Consider the following 18,258-nt stretch of genomic DNA (forward strand, 5'->3'; position numbering starts at 1 on the left):
GCGAATTGCCCCAGTCGCGACAGGGAAAATGCCGCCCCGTACAGGTGCGGTACCCAGCGCCGCTTCAACGCGCGGCCGGCAATTCACCTATACTGATGGAGGTGCTGTCCTTGTTGTTCGCCTCCTCAGTGCCCGTCTGACACCTTCGCGGTCTCCGGGCTGCCGTTAGCCGCCCACTGTCACAAAGTCTGTGACGAGGTCCGCAACTGTCACTCTCAACGGCGAGCACCACGCGAATCCAACCCACCTCCCGGGTCCGCACTCTCCCTGCCACCTGCAGGGTCCTCTTTTCCCTTTTTTCGATGCTCCGCTGCCTGCGTGCAGCGGTCATCCTGCGCTGGCCCAAGGCCGCAGCATGGTGCTGCACCAGCAACTTGCGGCGACGCAACCCTTTCAACATGTACTCACAGGAGTCCCATTGGCTAAAGAAGAACTGATCGAAATGCAAGGCCGGGTAGACGAAGTGCTGCCTGATTCCCGCTTCCGCGTAACGCTGGAAAACGGCCACCAGCTCATCGCCTACACCGGCGGAAAAATGCGCAAGCACCGCATCCGCGTGCTGGCCGGCGACAAGGTGACGCTTGAAATGTCGCCCTATGACCTGAACAAGGGCCGCCTGACGTTCCGCCACATCGAGCAACGCTCCGGCGCACCGGGCCCGCGTCCTCCGCAGCGCCGCTGAAGCCCGCCGGCCCGCTTCTGTTGCAGAGCGGGCACTCGGGGCGCAGGACCGGGCTCTGTGCCTGGTTGCCTGATCGGCAGCCCCAGTCAGCTTCCCAAGCAGCCCCGACGGCCCGACCGCCTGGAGGGCACCAGACGGATCAGGCGAGTCCGTCTGCTTATTTGGACATGGCGTCCTTGCCCATGGAATCCTTCTTCATTCCATCCTTGGACATGCCGTCCTTGTGCATGCCATCCTTGTGCATGCCGTCCTTGGACATCGAGTCCTTCTTCATCCCGTCCTTGGACATGGAGTCTTTCTTCATGCCGTCCTTGGCCATGGAGTCCTTCTTCATTCCGTCCTTGGACATCGAATCCTTGGACATGGCTCCGTTGGACATGCCGTCCTTCGCCATCTCATCCGCAGCGAATGCCGTGGTGGCACCGGCCAGGGCGAGGCAGGTGGCGAGCAGGGTGGTGGTGAGCTTGGTCATTTGAGTCTTCCTTTGGATTAGCGGTTTGCGGGATTGCAAATCGGCCGGCTTTGGATGGGCCCGGCCTCGCACCTTCGTTGGCGGCCCAGCGGCTTGGAAGGCCGCTCAGCTGCCTCCGAACCAGTTGTAGCCCTGGTCTTCCCAGTAGCCGCCGGAGTAGGTGTTGGTGACGAACATGGCCTGGATGTGCTTCGGGTTCTTGTAGCCCAGCTTGGTGGGCATGCGCAGCTTCATCGGAAAGCCATATTTGGGCGGCAGGGGCTGCCCGTCGTAAGTCAATGCCATCAGCGTCTGCGGATGCAGGGCCGTGGCCATGTCGATGCTGGTGAAGTAGTCGTCAACGCACTTGAAGCCGACGTACTTGGCACTGGTGTCGGCGCCTATGTGGCGCAGGAAATCGGCAAAGCGCACGCCGCCCCAGCGGCCTATGGCGCTCCAGCCTTCCACGCAGATATGGCGCGTGATCTGTTCGTCCTGCGGCATGGCGCGCAGCTCGGCCAGGGTCCAGGCATGGCGGTCGGCGACCATGCCGGTCACCTCCAGGCGCCAGCTGGCCCCGTCCACCTCGCGCACCTCGTCCTCGCCGTAGTAGGCATTGAAGGGGAAGGGGCGCGTGATCTCGGCTGCGGAATAGGTGGGCGCCAGCCGCGTGGGGCTGAAGAGCAGGCCCTGCATGCGGTCGTTGAAGCGCGATACCTGGCTGAGCGCGGCCTCGACGTGGCTGTCATCGCTGATGCTGCAGCCCGTGAGCAGGGACAGGCCGCCCAGCGTCAGCGAGCGCTGCAAGAAGGCGCGGCGTGCGGGCTGGTCCAGCTTGCGGACGATCAGCGAGCGTGCCTCGCGCACCACGGCCTCGCCATCGACGCCGGGCAGGGAAGGGACTTTGAAGATTTTCATGGTGACTTGGGCGCACGGCCGTGGATCATGGTCAGGAAGGTCCGGGGCACCAGGGCGACCATTGCCAGGTGCACGACCACGAAGGCCACCAGCGCGGACATGCCGAAGAAGTGCACGCGCCTTGCGGACTCATAGCCGCCCAGCAACTCGCGCAGCAGCGGGAACTGCACCGACTTCCACAGCACCAGGCCCGACAGCACGATCACCACCAGGTCCAGCACCACGAACAGGTAGGCCAGCTTTTGCACATGGTTGTAGCGGGCCGGGTCGGCGTGCGAGAGCCGGCCCTTGAGGGCGGCCACCAGGTCCTGGCGCACGCCCTGCACGCTGACGGGAAAGAACTTGCGCAGCCACCGGCCGCTGGCGATGTTGAGCAGCAGGTACAGCAGTCCGTTGAACACCAGCAGCCACATGGCCGCGAAGTGCCATTGCAGCGCCCCGCCCAGCCAGCCGCCCAGCGTGATCGAGCCCGGAAAGCTGAAATCAAAGAACGGCGCCGCGTTGTAGATGCGCCAGCCGCTGGTCACCAGGATGACCACGGCCAGCGCATTGAGCCAATGCGTGAGGCGCAGCCACAGCGGGTGGATGCGCTGACCATCCTGGGGCTGTGCCGGTTGGGGGGTGATGAGGGCGGTGTTCATGGGTCCCATTGTTGGAGGGACCCTGTAGCGGATGTATCACGCAAACTTCAATTAATCGTGATAACTCCCAAGGCCGGCTCAGCCCGCCTGGGCGCACCCGGCCAGATAGTCCACCAGCGTGCGCGCCGCAGGCGATAGCCGGCTGCCGTCCCTGAAGCAGATGGCGAACTGGCGCCGCGCCCAGGCATCGGTGAGCGGCACCATGTTCACGCCTTGCACACCTTGCCCGCCCTGACCGGAGCCCGCCATGCCCAGGATCTCCCTGGGCATGATGGCCACGCCCAGGCCGGCGCGCACGCAGCGGATCGTGGCGTCGAAGGAGCTGACCACGGCGCGGTAATTGATGGGCCGGCCGATGATGGCCGCCGCCCGCGCCAGCATGGTGTAGACGGCCGTGGAGGCGGGCAGGCCCACATGCTCGCAATCCAGCGTTTCGCTGAAGCTGCAGCTGTCGCGCAAGGCCAGCGGGTGGCCGGCCGGCACGGCCACGGCCAGGGTGTCGCAGCGGTAGGGCAGGGTCTGCAGGCCCTCCAGATCGGCCGCGTTCCAGCACACGCCCACCAGGGCCAGGCCTTCGCGGATGGATCGGATGATTTCGCTGCTGGTCAGCTCCTCGATGTCCACGCGGATCTGCGCGTGCTCGGGCTTTTGCAGAAAGGCCGCGATGTCATCGGGCAGGGACTCGGCAATCGACGACACCGAGGCCAGTATCCGCACCTGGCCCTTCACGCCATGCTGGTAGGCCGCCATGTCGCGGGCCGCGCGGTCGGCGCTGGCCAGCATGGCGCGTGCATGCTCCAGCAGCATCAGCCCGGCTGCTGTGGGCACCACGCCCCGGCGGTGGCGCTCCAGCAGCGGGGCCTGCACCTGCTCTTCCAGCAGCGCCATGCGCTTGCTGATGGCCGATGAGCCGATGTGCTGCTGCTCGCCCGCGCGGGCGATATTGCCCAGGTCGCAGGCGGCGACAAAGAGCCGCAGGGTGGTCAGGTCCAGGTCTTTCATGGCGGTTATGGATTTCTATTTGGGAAACTCTGAGGCGAAAAATTATCGCTTCTGCACGCTGGTGGGAATGTCTAAAGTGCCATTCAAGACAAACCACCCCACGCGAACCTTCCCATGCCAGAACCCATCCGTGCCCTGCAGTCCGCCGTCATCCGCGAGGTCGGCCTGCGCGATGGCCTGCAAAGCATCCAGACCGTGCTGTCCACCGAGCGCAAGAAGGAATGGATACGCGATGCCTACGCTGCCGGCCAGCGCGAGATCGAAGTCGGCTCCTTCGTCCCTGCGCGCCTGCTGCCCCAGCTGGCCGACACGGCCGAGCTGGTGGCCTATGCCCGAACGCTGCCGGGCCTGTTCGTCTCCGTGCTGGTGCCCAATCTGCGCGGTGCCGAAGGTGCCCTTGCCAGCGGGGCCGACCTGATGCTGGTGCCCCTGTCGGCCAGCCATGCCCACAGCCTGGCCAACCTGCGCAAGACGCCCGATGAGGTCGTGGCCGAGGTGGCCCGCATGCGTGCCGCACGCGATGCCGCAGGTTCGAAGATGCTGATCGAAGGCGGCATTGGCACGGCCTTCGGCTGCACGCTGCAGGGCCGGGTGGAGCCGGCCGAGGTACTGCGCTGCATGCAGGCCCTGCTGGACGCGGGGGCCGACCGCGTCAGCATGGCCGACACCGTGGGCCATGGCGGGCCGGGCCAGGTGCAATCGCTGTTCGAGCAGGCGAGGCGCATTGCGGGCGAACGCTTTTGGTGCGGCCACTTCCACGACACGCGCGGCCTGGCGCTGGCCAATGTGCATGCCGCACTGCAAACCGGCGTCACGCGCTTTGACACCACGCTGGCCGGCATCGGCGGCTGCCCCCATGCGCCCGGCGCCAGCGGCAATGCCTCCACCGAAGACCTGGCCTTCATGCTGGACACCATGGACATCGGCACGGGCCTGGACATCGAGGCCCTGCTGCGCCTGCGCGCCAAGGTGGCCGCCTGGCTGGACGGCGAAAGCCTGCACGGCGCGCTGTGGCGCGCGGGCCTGCCGCGCAGCGTCACCGCCGACGCAGCCCCCGCCGCTGCATGAACCCCTTACCTTCCCACGAGCACACCTGTATGGCCACCGACCCCCTGCTGCCGCTGTCCGGCATCCGCGTCATCGAATTCACCCACATGGTCATGGGCCCCACCTGCGGCATGATCCTGGCCGACCTGGGCGCCGAAGTCATCAAGGTCGAGCCACCGGGCGGAGACAAAACGCGCACGCTGCCTGGCCTGGGCATCGGCTTTTTCCGCAGCTTCAACCGCAACAAGAAAAGCGTGGTGCTGGACATCACCACCGAAGCGGGCCGCGCCACCGCTGCCGAACTGGCCGCTGGCAGCGACGTGGTGCTGGAGAACTTCCGCCCCGGCCTCATGCAGTCCCTGGGCCTGGACCACGCCACGCTGTCGCAGCGCGCGCCCGGTCTCATCTACGTCAGCCACAAGGGCTTTCTGCCCGGCCCCTACGAGAAGCGCCTGGCGCTGGACGAGGTGGTGCAGATGATGGGCGGCCTGTCGTACATGACCGGCCCCGTGGGCCGGCCGCTGCGCGCGGGCACCAGCGTCAACGACATCATGGGCGGCATGTTCGGCGCCATCGGCGTGCTCGCCGCCCTGCGCGAGCGTGAGCGCACCGGGCGCGGCCAGGAGGTGCAAAGCGCGCTGTTCGAGAACTGCGTCTTCCTGTCCTCCCAGCACATGCAGCAGTACCTGATGACGGGCGAGGCACCGCCGCCCATGCCCTCGCGCGTATCGGCCTGGAGCGTCTACGACGTGTTCACCCTGGCCGGTGGCGAGCAGCTGTTCATCGGCGCCGTCAGCGACAAGCAGTTCGCCACCCTGTGCCGCGTGCTGGACTGCGCCGACCTGCTGCAGCGCCCCGAATACGCCGACAACGCCGCCCGCGTGGCCGTGCGCCCCCAACTGCTGGCCGAGCTGGGCGCCATCCTGGCCAGCCATGAATCGGCCCGGCTCGCGCCGCAGCTGGAGGCCGCAGGCATTCCCTACGCGCCCATCACTCGGCCTGAGCAACTGGTGGACGACCCGCACCTGCGCCAAAGCGGCGGCCTGGCTTCCATGCAGACCGAAGACGGCGGCCAGACCGACGTGGTGCTGCTGCCCCTGCTCATGAACGGCCACCGTCCCGGCGTGCGCATGCCGCTGGCCGGGATTGGCGAGCACACCGAAGAAATCCTCGGAGCCCTTGCATCACGGACCTGACAGCCAACCCCGGGCGCCGAAGGCAGCAGAAAAACCACCCCGGCGCGCATGAGACAACACAAAAAGGAGACAACCCCATGCACTCGTCCCATCCCTTCCGCCGCCGCACCCTGCTGGCCCTGGCCGGCGCATCGCTGGGGGCCGCTGCCCTGGGCGTGCGCGCCCAAAATGGCACGCCGCTGCGCGTCATCCTGCCCGTGGGGGCAGGCTCGGGCGCCGACACCATCGTGCGCTCGGCCCAGACCGCGCTGGTGCGCTCGCTGGGCGGCCAGCCCGTGGTCATGGAGAACCTGCCGGGCGCGGGCGGCATCACGGGAACGCAGATGCTGGTCAAGGCGCCGGCCGATGGCAACACCATCGCCTTCATCTCCAACAACCACGCCGTCAACCCCAGCGTCTTCAAGAAGCTGCCCTACGACAGCCTGGCCGACATCACGCCGCTGTCCATCGTCGGCGGCTCTCCCTTCGTGCTGGTCGTCCACCCCAAGGTGGCGGCGCGCAATGCGCGCGAACTGCAGGCGCTCATGAAGGCGCGGCCCGGCGACCTCAACTACGCCTCGTCCGGCAACGGCACCATCTTCCACCTCGCGGCCGAAGTCTTTCTGGACGCGGCCGGCACCACGGCACGCCACATTCCCTACAAGGGCGTGGGCCAGATGGTGGTGGACCTGCTCAGCGGGCAGGTGGACTTCGGCGTGATCGCCGTGGGCACGGCGCAGGCGCACCTCAAATCCGGCGCGCTGCGTGCCATCGGCATCATGGGCCGCGAGCGCGTGGCATCGCTGCCCGATGTGCCCACCGTGGCAGAGCAGGGCTTTCCCGGCGTGGACATCGCCGGCTGGGTGGCCGCCATAGGCCCCAAGGGCATGCCGCCCGCCCAGGTGCGCCGCCTGCACGACGGCATCGCCACCGCCTTTGCCGACCCCGAGGTCAAGGCCGGCTTTGCTCGGCGCGACGAATACACCGTGCTCAACAGCCCCGAGGCGGCAGCCCAGTTCCTGCGCTCCGAGCAGGAACGCTTTGCGCGCCTGGTCAAGAAGGCCAATGTCGTGTTGGAGTAAGTCCGGATGGCCCTGATTTGGCCGGCTGTATCCTGCGGGCGTAGTTTCTGAACGCACTGCTGCCTTGCGCGCAAGGCCCCATGGCCGCGCAGGCAGTCTTCAGGTGGGCGTGAGAAGGTCCGGGTCGTACCGCTTTGCCAACATGCCCGAGGCATGGTCGATTCATGGGCATCGTTGACATGGACTGGCCGGGTGGATATCTTTGATATATCCAAAGGAGTTGAATATGCCGACCCGCACAAACGCCAACCAGATTGCCTTCCGCTACCGCGCAGTGGACAGCGCCACCGGCGTCACGCGAGAAACCGCCAAGCGCCTGGCCGAGCATCTTGGTGTTGATGAAACGCAGGCGATACACCGTGCGCTGCATGAGCTTGCCGTACGAATGCTGCCGCAGTACGAGGCGGATGACGGCCCCTTGACGGCAGCCCAGGTCAGGCAAATCAAGAAAAAAGTGCCGCAAGGAGAGCAACGCTCGGTGAAGTCGAGCTTGTTCGACTTGGAGGCGCTGTGACCGCGCCATGGTGGGATGAGCCCACGGCGGGCGACATCGTCTGGTGCTATTTCCCGGAAGACATCAGTCCCGGGCCCAAGCCTCGGCCCGCGCTGATCCTGGTGGTCTTCGATGACGATGCTCCGCAGTTCACGGTACGAGTCGCCTACGGCACCAGCCAGCGCACTACCACGCTGTACCAGGGCGAGTTCGCCATCCTGCGCGAGCGCAATCCCGTGGCCTATACGGCTGCCGGGTTGAGCTATGACACGAAATTCAATCTCAAGCAGGCCCTGGATCTGCCGTATACGGCAGAGTGGTTTGCAGTGCCGCCTGCAGCTCCCCATGGACAGACGCCCAAGTTGGGAGTCCTGCATCCTTCCCTTGTGCGCGCGGTGCAGGCCGCTTATCAGGCAGTGTCCAAATAAGCAGGGTTCTGCCACGGCCTCCAGGCTTGCCCTGTGTCGCAGGTGCCTTGCCCGATGGGGATCAACAAGCTGATGGTGGACAACGGCAAGGAGTTCACGTACGCCTTTGTCCGCAGGCAATGTAAGCCGGGTGCAGCCATCGGACGATGTTGCAGAACCCGCGTCCACTTCTCCCAATTTCCCCCCAGATTGGTCGCAAGAATTCCTTGGCAACTCCAGGAAAAGACCATGATTGATTTCTCGCAAACCAACGCTTCACGCATTCGCCCGGCCCTGGTGCTGGCTGTGGCTGCCTTCGCGGCGGCCTGCAGCCATGCGCAGGGCCACGGGGGGCACGGCAATCCGCCGTCGCCGCCGCCCGAGGCCTATACGGCCTGCCAGGGCAAGGCCGAGGGCGACAGCGTGACGCTGACCATGCCCGATGGCAAGACGCTGGCCGGCACCTGCCGCAGCCTGAACGGGCAGCTGGTGGCCATGCCGGCCGGCGGGCCCGGCGCAGGCGGGCCGCCGCCCCATCCGCAGCAGTGATCGCGTGGCCCGGCGGGCCACGCCGCCGGGCTGTCTGCAACCCCACGGGCCTGCGCACAGGCCCTCATGAAAAAGCCACCCCCATGAACCACTCTCACGATGCCCATGATCTTGCCCACGACCTGGGCCTTCAGCACGATCTGCAAGTCATGGCGCGCCGCCTGTTCGAGCGCCGCCGCATTCTGGGCCTGATGGCCTCTGGCGGCGCTGCAGCGCTTCTGTCCGCCTGTGGCGGCGGTGGTGATTCCAGTGATTCGACAGGAACTGGCACGGGCACCGGAACCGGGACAGGAACGGGCACCGACACGGGTACGGGCACAGGTACGGGCACGGGGGCTGGAACCACGACCGGCACCTGCATGGTCGATCCCACGGAAACCGAGGGCCCTTACCCCGCCGACGGCTCCAACGGCTCGCGCGGCAGCCTGGTCAACGTGCTGTCGCAAAGCGGCGTGGTGCGCAGCGACCTGCGCAGCAGCTTTGGCGGCATGAGCGGCATGGCTGCGGGCCTGCCGCTGACGCTCAAGATCACCCTGGTCAACGTCAGCACCAACTGCAGCCCGCTGGAAGGCTATGCCATCTACCTGTGGCATTGCACCCGCGAGGGCGAGTATTCGCTGTACTCCACCGACCTGCTCAACCAGAACTTCCTGCGCGGCGTGCAGGCGACGGACAGCAATGGCGAATGCACCTTTGTGACCATCTTCCCGGGCTGCTATGACGGGCGCTGGCCGCACATGCACTTCGAGGTGTTCCGCAGCCTCAACACGGCCGGCAGCTACACCAACAAGCTGCTGACCTCGCAGATGGCCATGCCCAAGGACGTGGCCAGCGCCGTCTATGCCGGTGTCAGCGGCTACAGCGCCAGCGTCTCCAACCTGTCGCGGGTCAGCGTGACATCGGACAATGTCTTCGGCGACAACACCAGCGAGCAGATCGCCTGGCAGACGCCCACCTTCACCGGAGACACCACCAATGGCCACACCGCCACGATATCCATCGGCATTGCCGTCTGACGCAGCAACTGAATGAGCCTCCGCCTCCCGCGCCTGAAGCTGCAGCACAAGGCCTTCTTCGCCCTGGCCGTGCTGCTGGTGGCCCTGCTGCTGGTGTTTCTCGGTTTCTCCCGCCTGGGCCTGCAGCGGGGCCTGGGCCCGTACATGGCCGAGGTGGAGCTGACCGGCATGGACGGGCTGGCCGAGCGGCTGGTCCAGCACCATGAGCAAAACGGCGGCTGGGATGCGGCGCGCGCCAACCCCGGTTTCTGGCGCGACATGGTGCGACCGGGCGCAGGCATGGGCCGGGGCTTTCCTGCGGGCGAGCCCGGGCCACGGCCCCCCATGCCCATGCCCATGCCCATGCCGGAGCCGAGGCCTGGTTTTGAGGGAAGCCACGGTCCGGGGCCGGGCCCGGGGTTTCCACCGCCACCTGGGCCGGAAGGCGGAGAGCGTGCCGATCGCTCAGATCGCTCAGATCGCTCCGACCGTACAGACCGCCCAGACCGCCCAGGCCCGCCGCCAGACCGCCCGTTCGGCGGCCCGTGGGCGCGCGTGGGCCTGCTGGATGCCCAGGGCCAGCTCATCTCCGGCATGACGCCGCAGCCCGGTGTGGCGCACCGCGTTCTGCGCGCCGCCAACGGGCAGGCCATTGGCGAGATCGTGCTGTCCCCCGTGCAGACAGGGCAGGGCATGCAGCGCGACCTGGACCGCGCCTTCCTCGCGCAGCAGATGGGTTTTGTGGCCTGGACCGGGCTGGCCGGCCTGCTGCTGGCGCTGCTGCTGTCGGCCTGGCTCACGCGGCGCTGGCTGGAGCCGCTGACCGCCTTCGTCGACGGCCTGCGCGGCATTGCGGCCGGGCGGCTGGATACGCGCGTGGCCATCAAGGGCGATGCGGAGCTGGCCCGCCTTGCGGAAACCTTCAACGACATGGCCGTGCAGCTGGCCACCATGGAGGCCTCGCGCCAGCGCTGGCTGGCCGACGTGGCGCATGAGCTGCGCACGCCCCTGTCCACCATGCGCGCCGAGGTCGAGGCCGTGCAGGACGGCGTGCTGCCCATGGACGACCGCATGGCGCTGCGCCTGCACCGGCAGATCATGCGGCTGATACGGCTGGTCAGCGACCTGCGCGTGAGCCTGGACGACCCGCAGGCCCTGCACGGCTCGGGCCATGTGCCCGTGCATGTGCTGACCCTGCTGGGCGAGGCGCTGGACGGCGCACGGCCGGGCTTCGAGCAGGTCGGCATCGGCCTGGACCGCTCCACCGTGGACCAGCTGGCTGCGCGCGTTCCGCCGCCGCTGGTGCAGGGCGACCCGCACCGGCTGCACCAGGTGTTTGCCAACCTGCTGGAAAACAGCCTGCGCTACACGGCTGCGGGCGGGCGGCTGCAGGTGTCCGCCGAAATCGTCCAGATGCAGGACCGCAGCATGCTGCAACTGCGCTGGGACGACACGGCTCCCGGCGTGGCCAGCCCGCACCTGCCGCGCCTGTTCGACCGCCTCTATCGCGTGGACGCCTCCCGCGTGCGCGATGGCGACGGCCTGGGCGGCTCCGGCCTGGGGCTGGCCATCTGCCGCACCATCGTCCAGGCCCATGGCGGCAGCATCGAGGCCGCTGCCTCGCCGCTGGGCGGCCTGCGCATCACGCTGTGGCTGCCCTTGCTGGAAAATCCCGCGCCATGAAGCCTGCCCGCATCCTCCTGGTCGAAGACGAGACCGACATGGCCGCCATCGTCATCGACTACCTGCGCCATGCCGGCTACGAAGTCGAGCACATCCGCCACGGGCGCGAGGCGCTGGACCGCATGCTGCGCTCCCCGCCCGACCTCACCGTGCTGGACATCATGCTGCCGGGGCTGGACGGCCTGGACATCCTGCGCCAGTTCCGCCCCCACAGCGCCAGCCCCGTCATCCTGCTCACCGCGCGTGTCGAGGAAATGGACCGCCTGCTGGGCCTGGAGCTGGGCGCGGACGACTACATCTGCAAACCCTTCGCACCGCGCGAAGTCGTGGCCCGCGTCAAGGCCGTGCTGCGCCGCAGTGCCGGCCCCGGCCCTGCCCAGCAACGCCTGACGCTGCTGCCCGAGCAGGGCCGCGCCATGCTCAACGGCAGCGTGCTGCCACTGACCAAGCGGGAGCTGACCTTGCTGCAGGCCCTGATGCGCCAGCCCGGCCGCCTGTACTCCCGCGCGCAGCTGCTGGAGCTGGCCTGCGCCGACACACTGGACGTGAACGAGCGCGCCATCGACAGCCACATCAAGAACCTGCGCAAGAAACTCAAGGCGGCGGACGACCGCCATGAGTGGATTCGCTCCGTCTATGGCGTGGGCTTTGCGTTCGAGCCCGATGGCGGTTCCGACACGCGGGCGCAGTGAAGGCCCGGCGAGGGCAGGGCGCAGCCCCTACCTCGACTCGTCGAGGTGCTCCATGAACGTGGTGCCCGTGTAGCGGGAGCGGAACAGGCCGGCCTCCACCAGGCGCGGCACCAGCTGCTCCAGCACGCAATGCAGGGACTCGACGGAGCCGCCGGGCGCGGCCAGAAAGCCGTCGATGGCGCCAGCGGCGCTCCACTGGGTGATCTGCGCCACGGCATCGTCCACCGTGCCGACCACCTGCCAGTGCGCGGCGGAGAGGATTTCCGGCCGCTGCAGCAGCTCGTCGATGCGCAATGACTCGCGCTCCATCAGGCGCCTGAGCAGGCCCGCATGCGTGCGGCTGGACGGGGTTGCCACGGGCGGCGGAAGGTCGGCTGCGGTGATCGGCCGGTCTGCGGGCCAGTCCGTCAGGTCCAGGCCGACCATGGCCTTGATCGATGCCAGCTTGCGGCCCCTGTCCACCCGGCCGTGCGTCTGCTGGAACATCTCCCGGGCCTGCTCGCGGGTGTCGGCCAGGTACAGGCTCAGGCCGGGCAGCAGGCGCACATCCCGCGCCTGGCGGCCATGGCGCTGGGCGCGCCGAGACAGGTCCCGGCGCAGCTCCAGCGCCGCGTCCAGGTCCGGCGTGGGGGCGAAAACAATGTCTGCCACCGATGCGGCAAAGTCGCGCCCGGTGCTGGACGCGCCCGCCTGCACCAGCGGAATGCGCGGGCCGCCGAACTCCGGCAGGTTCAGCGGGCCGCGCACCTTCAGGTGCGGTCCCTCGTGGTCTATGGGGTGGACCAGCGAGGCATCGGCGTAGCGGCCGCTGTCCCGGTCGATCTTCAAGGCCTCGTTGGGGAAGCTGGCCCACAGCCGGCGCACCACGTCGGTGAACTCTGCGGCCCGCGCATAGCGTTCATCGGCATCGGGCATGGCCTGCAGCCCGAAGTTCTCGTGGCCCTGCAGGGCCGTGACGATGTTCCATCCGGCGCGGCCGTTGCTGATCCAGTGCAGCGATTGCAGCTGGCGCGCCACCGCATAGGGCGGGAAAAACGTGGTCGATACCGTGGACACCAGGCCGATGCGCGAGGTCTCGCGCGCCAGCGCGGCCATCAGCACCGTGGGGTCCAGGCTGGCGAAGCCCGCGCCCGTCTCCAGCGCCTCCATGGGCAGAAAGCTCACGTCGGGGCGGAAGACGAAGTCCAGGTGCGCGGCTTCGGCGCGCCGGGCCAGGTCCAGGGCGAAGTCGCTGGAGTACAGCCCTTCGATATTGCTGCCGGGCTGCCGCCAGGCGTCGCCGCTCAGCCAGGTGGGGGCCAGCGAAAGGCCGATGTGCAGGGGTTTGCGGGTTGTCATGTCTGCTGTCATTCCCATCTCAGAACGTTCCGCGCACGCCCACGCCGATCATGCGCGGCGCGGTCATGCTGGCCTCGATGCCGCCGATGCCCCGGTTTTGCTGCAGGTACGTCGGTGCGCGCCTGTCGAACACGTTCTTGATATAGCCGTACAGCTGCACGCGCGCGCTGTAGGCATAGGTCATGCGCAGGTCGGCGATGGTGTTGGAGCCGACCGCATAGGCGCGCGTGTTGGCGGTATCGGAGTAGTAGCCGTCCAGATGGCGCACCTGGCCGGAGACATTGAACCGGGGGCTGGCGTCCCAGCTCACGCCCAGGCTCAGGTTGTAGCCGGGCGAGCGGGCGAAGCGGTTGTGCTCGTAGCCGGGGTTGCTGCCCATCTCCTCGATGCGGGTGCGCAGCACGCCCACGCCGGCCTTGATCCGCAGGTTGTCCAGCGCGCGGTAGTCGGCGCCCAGCTCGAAGCCGTAGGCATGGGCCTTCTCCGCGTTGATGGTGTAGGACTGGGCCACGCCCGGGGAGATGACCACGGGGATGTTGTACTGCGCGTCCCGCATGTCCATGTAGAACAGGTTGGTGTTGAGCATCAGCCGGTCATCGAGCAGGCTGGCGCGGCTGAACAGCTCGTAGTTCCAGATCGACTCCTTCTTGAAATACGCCCACTGCCGGCTGGTGAGGTTCAGCGACACACCGCCCGGGTTGTAGCCCCGGCTGACCAGCGCGCCCACGGTCCAGCGCGGTGTGGCGGCATAGGCCAGGGACAGCTTGGGCAGCAGGGCCGAGAAGGTTTTCGTGTAGTCGAGGGCGGTGGGTGCCAGCACCGAAGTGCCGGTGCGCACCACCTCGTCCTGCTGGTAGCGCAGGCCGCTGGTCAGGGTCCAGCGGTTGGCCAGGCGCCAGTTCAGCTCGCCGAAGACGCCCAGGTTCTTCTTCGTGTCGTCGAAGGCGGACAGGCCGCGCAGCAGCAGGCTTTCGTCCGTGCCGGTGCGCGCGTAGTAGACGCCGCCGAAGCCGCTCAGGCGGTCCTTGTCGCTGCCCACCAGGGCGCGGAACTCATTGGAGACATTGTTCTGGCGGATATCGGCATCGCCCTCGCCGGGAATGCCCGTATAGCGCTGCACGGACGAGCGCGAATACTGGGACTGGTTGACCAGCCGCACGCCGTTGCCCAGCTCGTAGCTGAGGTCGAGGATGCCGGTGTCGGTCTTCTGCTTCCAGCTGGGCATGGTCGTCGTCCAGTGCTCCAGCGCGGTGAACGGAGCGGACGCCGCCTCCTGGCTGGGACGGTTGCTGTCGTTGTGGGAATAGGTGAACTTGGCCTCCAGGCCCGGAATGCGGCTGGGCAGCCACAGGAACTTCATGCGTGCATTCAGCGCGCGGAAATCCTGATCGGCCTGGCCTCGCTGGAACTGCGGATTGGTGTAGTCGATGAAGGTATCGCGCCCCGAGTAGTCCACGGCCAGCCGCGCGGCCAGCTCCTCGCCCACGGGGCCGGAGACGGCGATGGACGCACGCCGCGAGTGGTAGTCGCCCGCCTCCAGCTGGTAGGCCCCTTCGCGCTTGAAGCTGGGGTCCTTGGTGTTCACGACGATGGCGCCCGCAATGGCATTGGCGCCCTGCGAGGTGGTCTGCGGGCCGCGGAACACCTCGATGCTCTCCACATCCCAGACCGAGGTCGCGCCGAAGAACATCTCGTTGTAGTTGAGGTAGTGCCCATCCAGGTTGATGGTGGCGCGCGGCACCGTGCCGCCCCAAAAGACGTTCTGGCCGTTGTTGGGGCCCTGCGTGTCCTGCCCGCGGATGATGGGCGCGCCCACCGTGTCGGTGTAGACCACGTTGGGCACGTCGTGCAGCACCTCGTGGACCGAGGCATTGCCGGACTCCTGCCGGGCCAGGTCCTTGCCGGCCTTGACCGACACGGAGGAGGCCGTGTCCTTGAGTTCGCGCCTGACCTTTTCTCCGCTGACCACGACCGCTTCAAGCGCGTTGGATTCCCCCCCGGAACCCGACGTGCCCTGAGCGAAGGCGCCGGCCGGCGCCATCAGGGTAGAGAGTGCGATGGCGCCCGCCCGGGACGGGAGCCTGCGATGGAAACACAGCTTCACAGCATCTTCCTTTGATGAGAATGATTCGTATTTTTCAAAGGTCGCCATCATGCATCGAAATTCCACAGTAGGGAATGCATTCCCACATGCGGAAGAAAAAACAGCGGCGAAATGGTGTGCGCGCACCCGTGCAGAGCCTTCGGCAGAGCCGGTATCATCGACACCGGCGGCGCCTGCGCCCCCACCTGCGATGCGCCTGGTACAGGCAAGAAAGCCCAGCCCTTGAAAACAACAACACCTCAGACGACAGCCGGCGAGAAGCGCTCCGGCACCATCCAGTCCGTCTCCATCGCCACCCGGTTTCTCATGGTCCTGGCCAATGCCGAAAGCGAGCTGGCGCTGGGCGAGGTGGCCCGGCGAACGGGAACGGGGGGCTCCACGGCCCACCGCTACCTGCAAAGCCTCGTCAAGGAAGGCCTGGCCAAGCAGGACCCCGCCAGCGGCCTGTACGACCTGGGCAGCGCGGCGCTGAGCATCGGCATTGGCGCGCTCAAGCGTGTGGATGCGGTGGAGATTGCGGCGCAGCGCATGAAGGCGCTGACGCACAGCCATGCGCTCAGCGGCGGCGTGGCCATCTGGACCGACCGGGGGCCCACCCTGGTGCGCTGGTACCGCAGCGCCTACTTCTCGATCAACCCGCTGGCGCTGGGCGATATCCTGCCCATAGACAACACCGCCTGCGGCCTGGTGTTCCAGGCCTTCCTGCCCAAGGCCACCATCGACGCCGCACGGCGCCAGCAGCCTGCCCATTTCCGTGGCAAGCCGCCAGCCAAGGCCGTGCTTGACGAAGTGCGCGAGCGCTGCTGGTCCGAGATGACCAGCCACCTGCTGTCCAACGTCACGGGCCAGGCGGCGCCGGTGTTTGATGCGCAGCATGAAATCGTCTGCGCGGTCACCACCGTCTCGGACCTGGGCCAGCTCAAGTCGCCGCAAGACCGGGTCGCACTGTTCCGCGAGGCCAGCCTGATCAACCAGTCCACGGGCGGGCGGGCCTTCAGCGCAGATTCGCCTTGAAAGCCGCGCCGGGAAAAATGCCCGGGCGCCTCAGTTCCCTGCGGCGCGCTCCATGGCATTCACGGCCCTGCGCCCCCTGGGCACCACCAGCGGCGTCCCCGACACGGGGTCCGCAATGATCACGGCCGGCAGGCCGAACACCTCCTGCACCAACTGCTCCGTGAAGATCGCTCCGGGCGCGCCCTGCGCGGCAATGCGCCCGTCGCGCATGGCGATCAGGTGCGAGGCATAGCGGCACGCCTGGTTGAGGTCGTGCAGCACCGCAACCACCGTGCGGCGGGCATCGTTGAGATCCGCCAGCAGCTCCATCAGCTCGATCTGGTGGGCGATGTCCAGGAACGTCGTGGGCTCGTCCAGCAGCAGGATCGGCGTCTGCTGCGCCAGCACCATCGCAATCCACACCCGCTGGCGCTGGCCGCCTGACAGCTCGTCCAGCAGGCGGTCTGACAGCGCTGCCACATCGGTGGCCTGCATGGCCTCGGCCACGGCCTGCTCATCCGCGTCCGTCCACTGCCTCAGGAAGGATTGATGGGGGTAGCGCCCCCGCGCCACCAGGTCCGCCACCGTGATGCCCTCGGGCGCCACCGCGCTTTGCGGCAGCAGGCCCAGGCGCCGCGCCACCTCCTTGGCGGGAAATTGCGAGATGTGCCGGCCATCCAGGATGACCTGCCCGGCAGCCGGCACCAGCAGCCGCGACAGCGCGCGCAGCAGGGTGGACTTGCCGCAGGCGTTCGGCCCCACGATGACGGTGAAGGAACCATCGGGAATGGCAAGGGACAGGCCCTGCGAAATCGTGCGCTCGCCGTAGCGCAGCGTCACCGCATCAGCACTCAGGCGCTGCGTCATGGCCGGTCATTTCCCACAATCGATAGGTCCTTCGGTGTTTGCAATGTGGAATGAATTCTACAATACGGAATATGCTGGAGACGCCGCCCTGGCGCCCGGCCCCGTCGCTTCGGATCGAGATGAACAGACTCCAACTTGCCGCCCTGGGCGCGGCCGCCGCACTGGCCGTACTGGCCTGTTTCGCATGGTTTCCACGCGCCGCCGTTCCCGTGGCGGGCGCCGCACCGCATACGTCGGATACATCGCATGCGTCGGATACATCGGATACATCGGATACATCGGATACGCCGGCTGCAGCACACGCAGACCATGCACCGCTGCCCCGGCGCATCGTCTCCACCTCGCCCAGCGTGACCGGCATCCTGCTGGCCATCGATGCGCCGGTCGTCGCGACCGCCGCGACCACGCCCAGCCGTATGACCGACGACAAGGGCTTTTTCTCGCAATGGGCCGCCGTTGCCGACAAGCGCGGCGTGCAGGTGCTCTACCGCAACCTGCAATTCGATATCGAGGCCGCCATCGGCGCCAGCCCCGACCTGCTGGTGGCCTCCGCCACCGGGGCCGACAGCGTGGCCCAGCACCGCACCGAACTGCAGGCGCAGGGCGTGCCCATGGTCGTGGTCGACTACTCCAGCCAGTCCTGGCAGGACATCGCCACCGAGCTGGGCCGCATCACGGGCCATGCGAAGCAGGCCGCAGCAGCCATTGCCCGCTTCGATGCCCATGTGGCGCAGACCGCCGCCTCCATCACGCCACCGGCCCAGCCCGTCAGCATCGTCGCCTACAACCTGGCCGGCAGCTACTCCATAGGCCGCGCCGCCAGCCCCCATGCGCGGCTGCTGGCCGCGCTGGGCTTCAAGGTGGAGGGCCTGCCGCCCGCGCTGGCCGCCCAGGTCACACGCGCCTCGGACTTCGAATTCATCTCCCGCGAGAATCTCTCGGCCGCCATCACCGGCGACTCCGTCTTCCTGCTCGGCGCCTCGCAGGGCGATGTGCAGGCCTTCCTGGACGATCCGCTGCTGGCCAACCTGCCCGCCGTTGCCGGGCGGCGCGTCTATCCGCTGGGCCCGACCTCGTTTCGCATCGACTACTACTCGGGGCAGCAGATGGTCGACGCCGTGGCAAGCCATTTCCGCTGA

The 18,258-nt window shown here is 67.5% G+C and carries 19 protein-coding genes; 12 read left to right on the forward strand and 7 right to left on the reverse strand.

Going from position 1 to position 18,258, the window contains the following annotated elements; all coding sequences use genetic code 11:
* Positions 1–418 precede the first annotated feature (418 nt).
* The gene (gene infA, locus DACI_RS15720; RefSeq protein WP_012204971.1) at positions 419–682 is read left to right on the forward strand and encodes a translation initiation factor IF-1; all 264 of its coding nucleotides are present in this window, start codon (positions 419–421) and stop codon (positions 680–682) included.
* Positions 683–839: 157 nt separating this feature from the next.
* On the opposite strand, the gene DACI_RS15725 is transcribed toward infA, so the two are convergent.
* The 4 genes from DACI_RS15725 to DACI_RS15740 all read right to left on the reverse strand — a co-directional run bounded on the left by DACI_RS15725 (position 840) and on the right by DACI_RS15740 (position 3,694).
* The gene (locus DACI_RS15725) at positions 840–1,154 is read right to left on the reverse strand and encodes a pentapeptide MXKDX repeat protein (RefSeq protein WP_012204972.1); all 315 of its coding nucleotides are present in this window, start codon (positions 1,152–1,154) and stop codon (positions 840–842) included.
* 105 nt (positions 1,155–1,259) lie between these two features.
* Positions 1,260–2,051 (reverse strand): molybdopterin-dependent oxidoreductase, encoded by a 792-nt coding sequence (locus DACI_RS15730; RefSeq protein ID WP_012204973.1) that lies wholly within the window; start codon positions 2,049–2,051, stop codon positions 1,260–1,262.
* A complete protein-coding gene (locus DACI_RS15735; RefSeq protein WP_012204974.1) occupies positions 2,048–2,701 on the reverse strand; it encodes a cytochrome b/b6 domain-containing protein in 654 nt (217 codons plus the stop codon). The genes DACI_RS15730 and DACI_RS15735 overlap by 4 nt, the downstream gene beginning before the upstream one ends.
* Positions 2,702–2,770: 69 nt before the next feature.
* Positions 2,771–3,694 carry a LysR family transcriptional regulator gene (locus DACI_RS15740; RefSeq protein ID WP_012204975.1) on the reverse strand — a complete coding sequence of 308 codons (924 nt, stop codon included), beginning with the start codon at positions 3,692–3,694 and terminating at the stop codon, positions 2,771–2,773.
* A 114-nt stretch (positions 3,695–3,808) separates the two neighbouring features.
* Between DACI_RS15740 and DACI_RS15745 the strand changes: the two genes are divergently transcribed.
* The 9 genes from DACI_RS15745 (at position 3,809) to DACI_RS15785 (ending at position 11,817) form a co-directional block, all read left to right on the forward strand.
* Complete coding sequence (locus DACI_RS15745) at positions 3,809–4,762, forward strand: hydroxymethylglutaryl-CoA lyase (RefSeq protein ID WP_012204976.1); 954 nt, start codon at positions 3,809–3,811, stop codon at positions 4,760–4,762.
* Positions 4,763–4,791: 29 nt separating this feature from the next.
* Positions 4,792–5,937, forward strand: a complete 1,146-nt coding sequence (locus tag DACI_RS15750) for a CaiB/BaiF CoA transferase family protein (RefSeq protein WP_331254659.1) — start codon at positions 4,792–4,794, stop codon at positions 5,935–5,937.
* 77 nt (positions 5,938–6,014) lie between these two features.
* The gene (locus tag DACI_RS15755; protein WP_012204978.1) at positions 6,015–6,998 is read left to right on the forward strand and encodes a tripartite tricarboxylate transporter substrate binding protein; all 984 of its coding nucleotides are present in this window, start codon (positions 6,015–6,017) and stop codon (positions 6,996–6,998) included.
* 226 nt (positions 6,999–7,224) lie between these two features.
* On the forward strand, positions 7,225–7,512 hold the full coding sequence (locus tag DACI_RS15760; protein WP_043781642.1) for a hypothetical protein: 288 nt from the start codon (positions 7,225–7,227) through the stop codon (positions 7,510–7,512).
* Positions 7,509–7,919 (forward strand): hypothetical protein, encoded by a 411-nt coding sequence (locus DACI_RS15765; RefSeq protein WP_012204980.1) that lies wholly within the window; start codon positions 7,509–7,511, stop codon positions 7,917–7,919. The genes DACI_RS15760 and DACI_RS15765 overlap by 4 nt, the downstream gene beginning before the upstream one ends.
* Positions 7,920–8,147: 228 nt before the next feature.
* On the forward strand, positions 8,148–8,447 hold the full coding sequence (locus DACI_RS15770; protein WP_016448111.1) for a hypothetical protein: 300 nt from the start codon (positions 8,148–8,150) through the stop codon (positions 8,445–8,447).
* Positions 8,448–8,530: 83 nt separating this feature from the next.
* Entirely contained in the window at positions 8,531–9,463 is a 933-nt protein-coding gene (locus tag DACI_RS15775; RefSeq protein ID WP_012204982.1) for a dioxygenase family protein, read from the forward strand.
* Between the two features lie 12 nt (positions 9,464–9,475).
* Positions 9,476–11,125 (forward strand): ATP-binding protein, encoded by a 1,650-nt coding sequence (locus DACI_RS15780; RefSeq protein ID WP_012204983.1) that lies wholly within the window; start codon positions 9,476–9,478, stop codon positions 11,123–11,125.
* On the forward strand, positions 11,122–11,817 hold the full coding sequence (locus DACI_RS15785; RefSeq protein ID WP_012204984.1) for a response regulator: 696 nt from the start codon (positions 11,122–11,124) through the stop codon (positions 11,815–11,817). Before DACI_RS15780 ends, DACI_RS15785 begins: the two co-directional genes overlap by 4 nt.
* 27 nt (positions 11,818–11,844) lie before the next feature.
* On the opposite strand, the gene DACI_RS15790 is transcribed toward DACI_RS15785, so the two are convergent.
* Positions 11,845–13,155, reverse strand: coding sequence for an NtaA/DmoA family FMN-dependent monooxygenase (locus DACI_RS15790; RefSeq protein ID WP_012204985.1), 1,311 nt, complete (start codon positions 13,153–13,155; stop codon positions 11,845–11,847).
* Positions 13,156–13,174: 19 nt separating this feature from the next.
* Complete coding sequence (locus tag DACI_RS15795) at positions 13,175–15,124, reverse strand: TonB-dependent receptor (RefSeq protein WP_225970926.1); 1,950 nt, start codon at positions 15,122–15,124, stop codon at positions 13,175–13,177.
* A gap of 357 nt (positions 15,125–15,481) precedes the next feature.
* Here DACI_RS15795 and DACI_RS15800 point away from each other — a divergent pair, with 357 nt between their 5' ends.
* Positions 15,482–16,273, forward strand: a complete 792-nt coding sequence (locus DACI_RS15800; protein WP_012204987.1) for an IclR family transcriptional regulator — start codon at positions 15,482–15,484, stop codon at positions 16,271–16,273.
* Positions 16,274–16,303: 30 nt separating this feature from the next.
* Here DACI_RS15800 and DACI_RS15805 read toward each other — a convergent pair whose 3' ends face one another.
* A complete protein-coding gene (locus tag DACI_RS15805) occupies positions 16,304–17,119 on the reverse strand; it encodes an ABC transporter ATP-binding protein (protein ID WP_012204988.1) in 816 nt (271 codons plus the stop codon).
* A gap of 119 nt (positions 17,120–17,238) precedes the next feature.
* On the opposite strand from DACI_RS15805, the gene fepB reads away from it, so the two are divergent.
* Complete coding sequence (gene fepB, locus DACI_RS15810; RefSeq protein WP_043783416.1) at positions 17,239–18,258, forward strand: Fe2+-enterobactin ABC transporter substrate-binding protein; 1,020 nt, start codon at positions 17,239–17,241, stop codon at positions 18,256–18,258.

The sequence above is a fragment of the Delftia acidovorans SPH-1 genome, assembly GCF_000018665.1.
GTDB lineage: Bacteria > Pseudomonadota > Gammaproteobacteria > Burkholderiales > Burkholderiaceae_C > Comamonas > Comamonas acidovorans.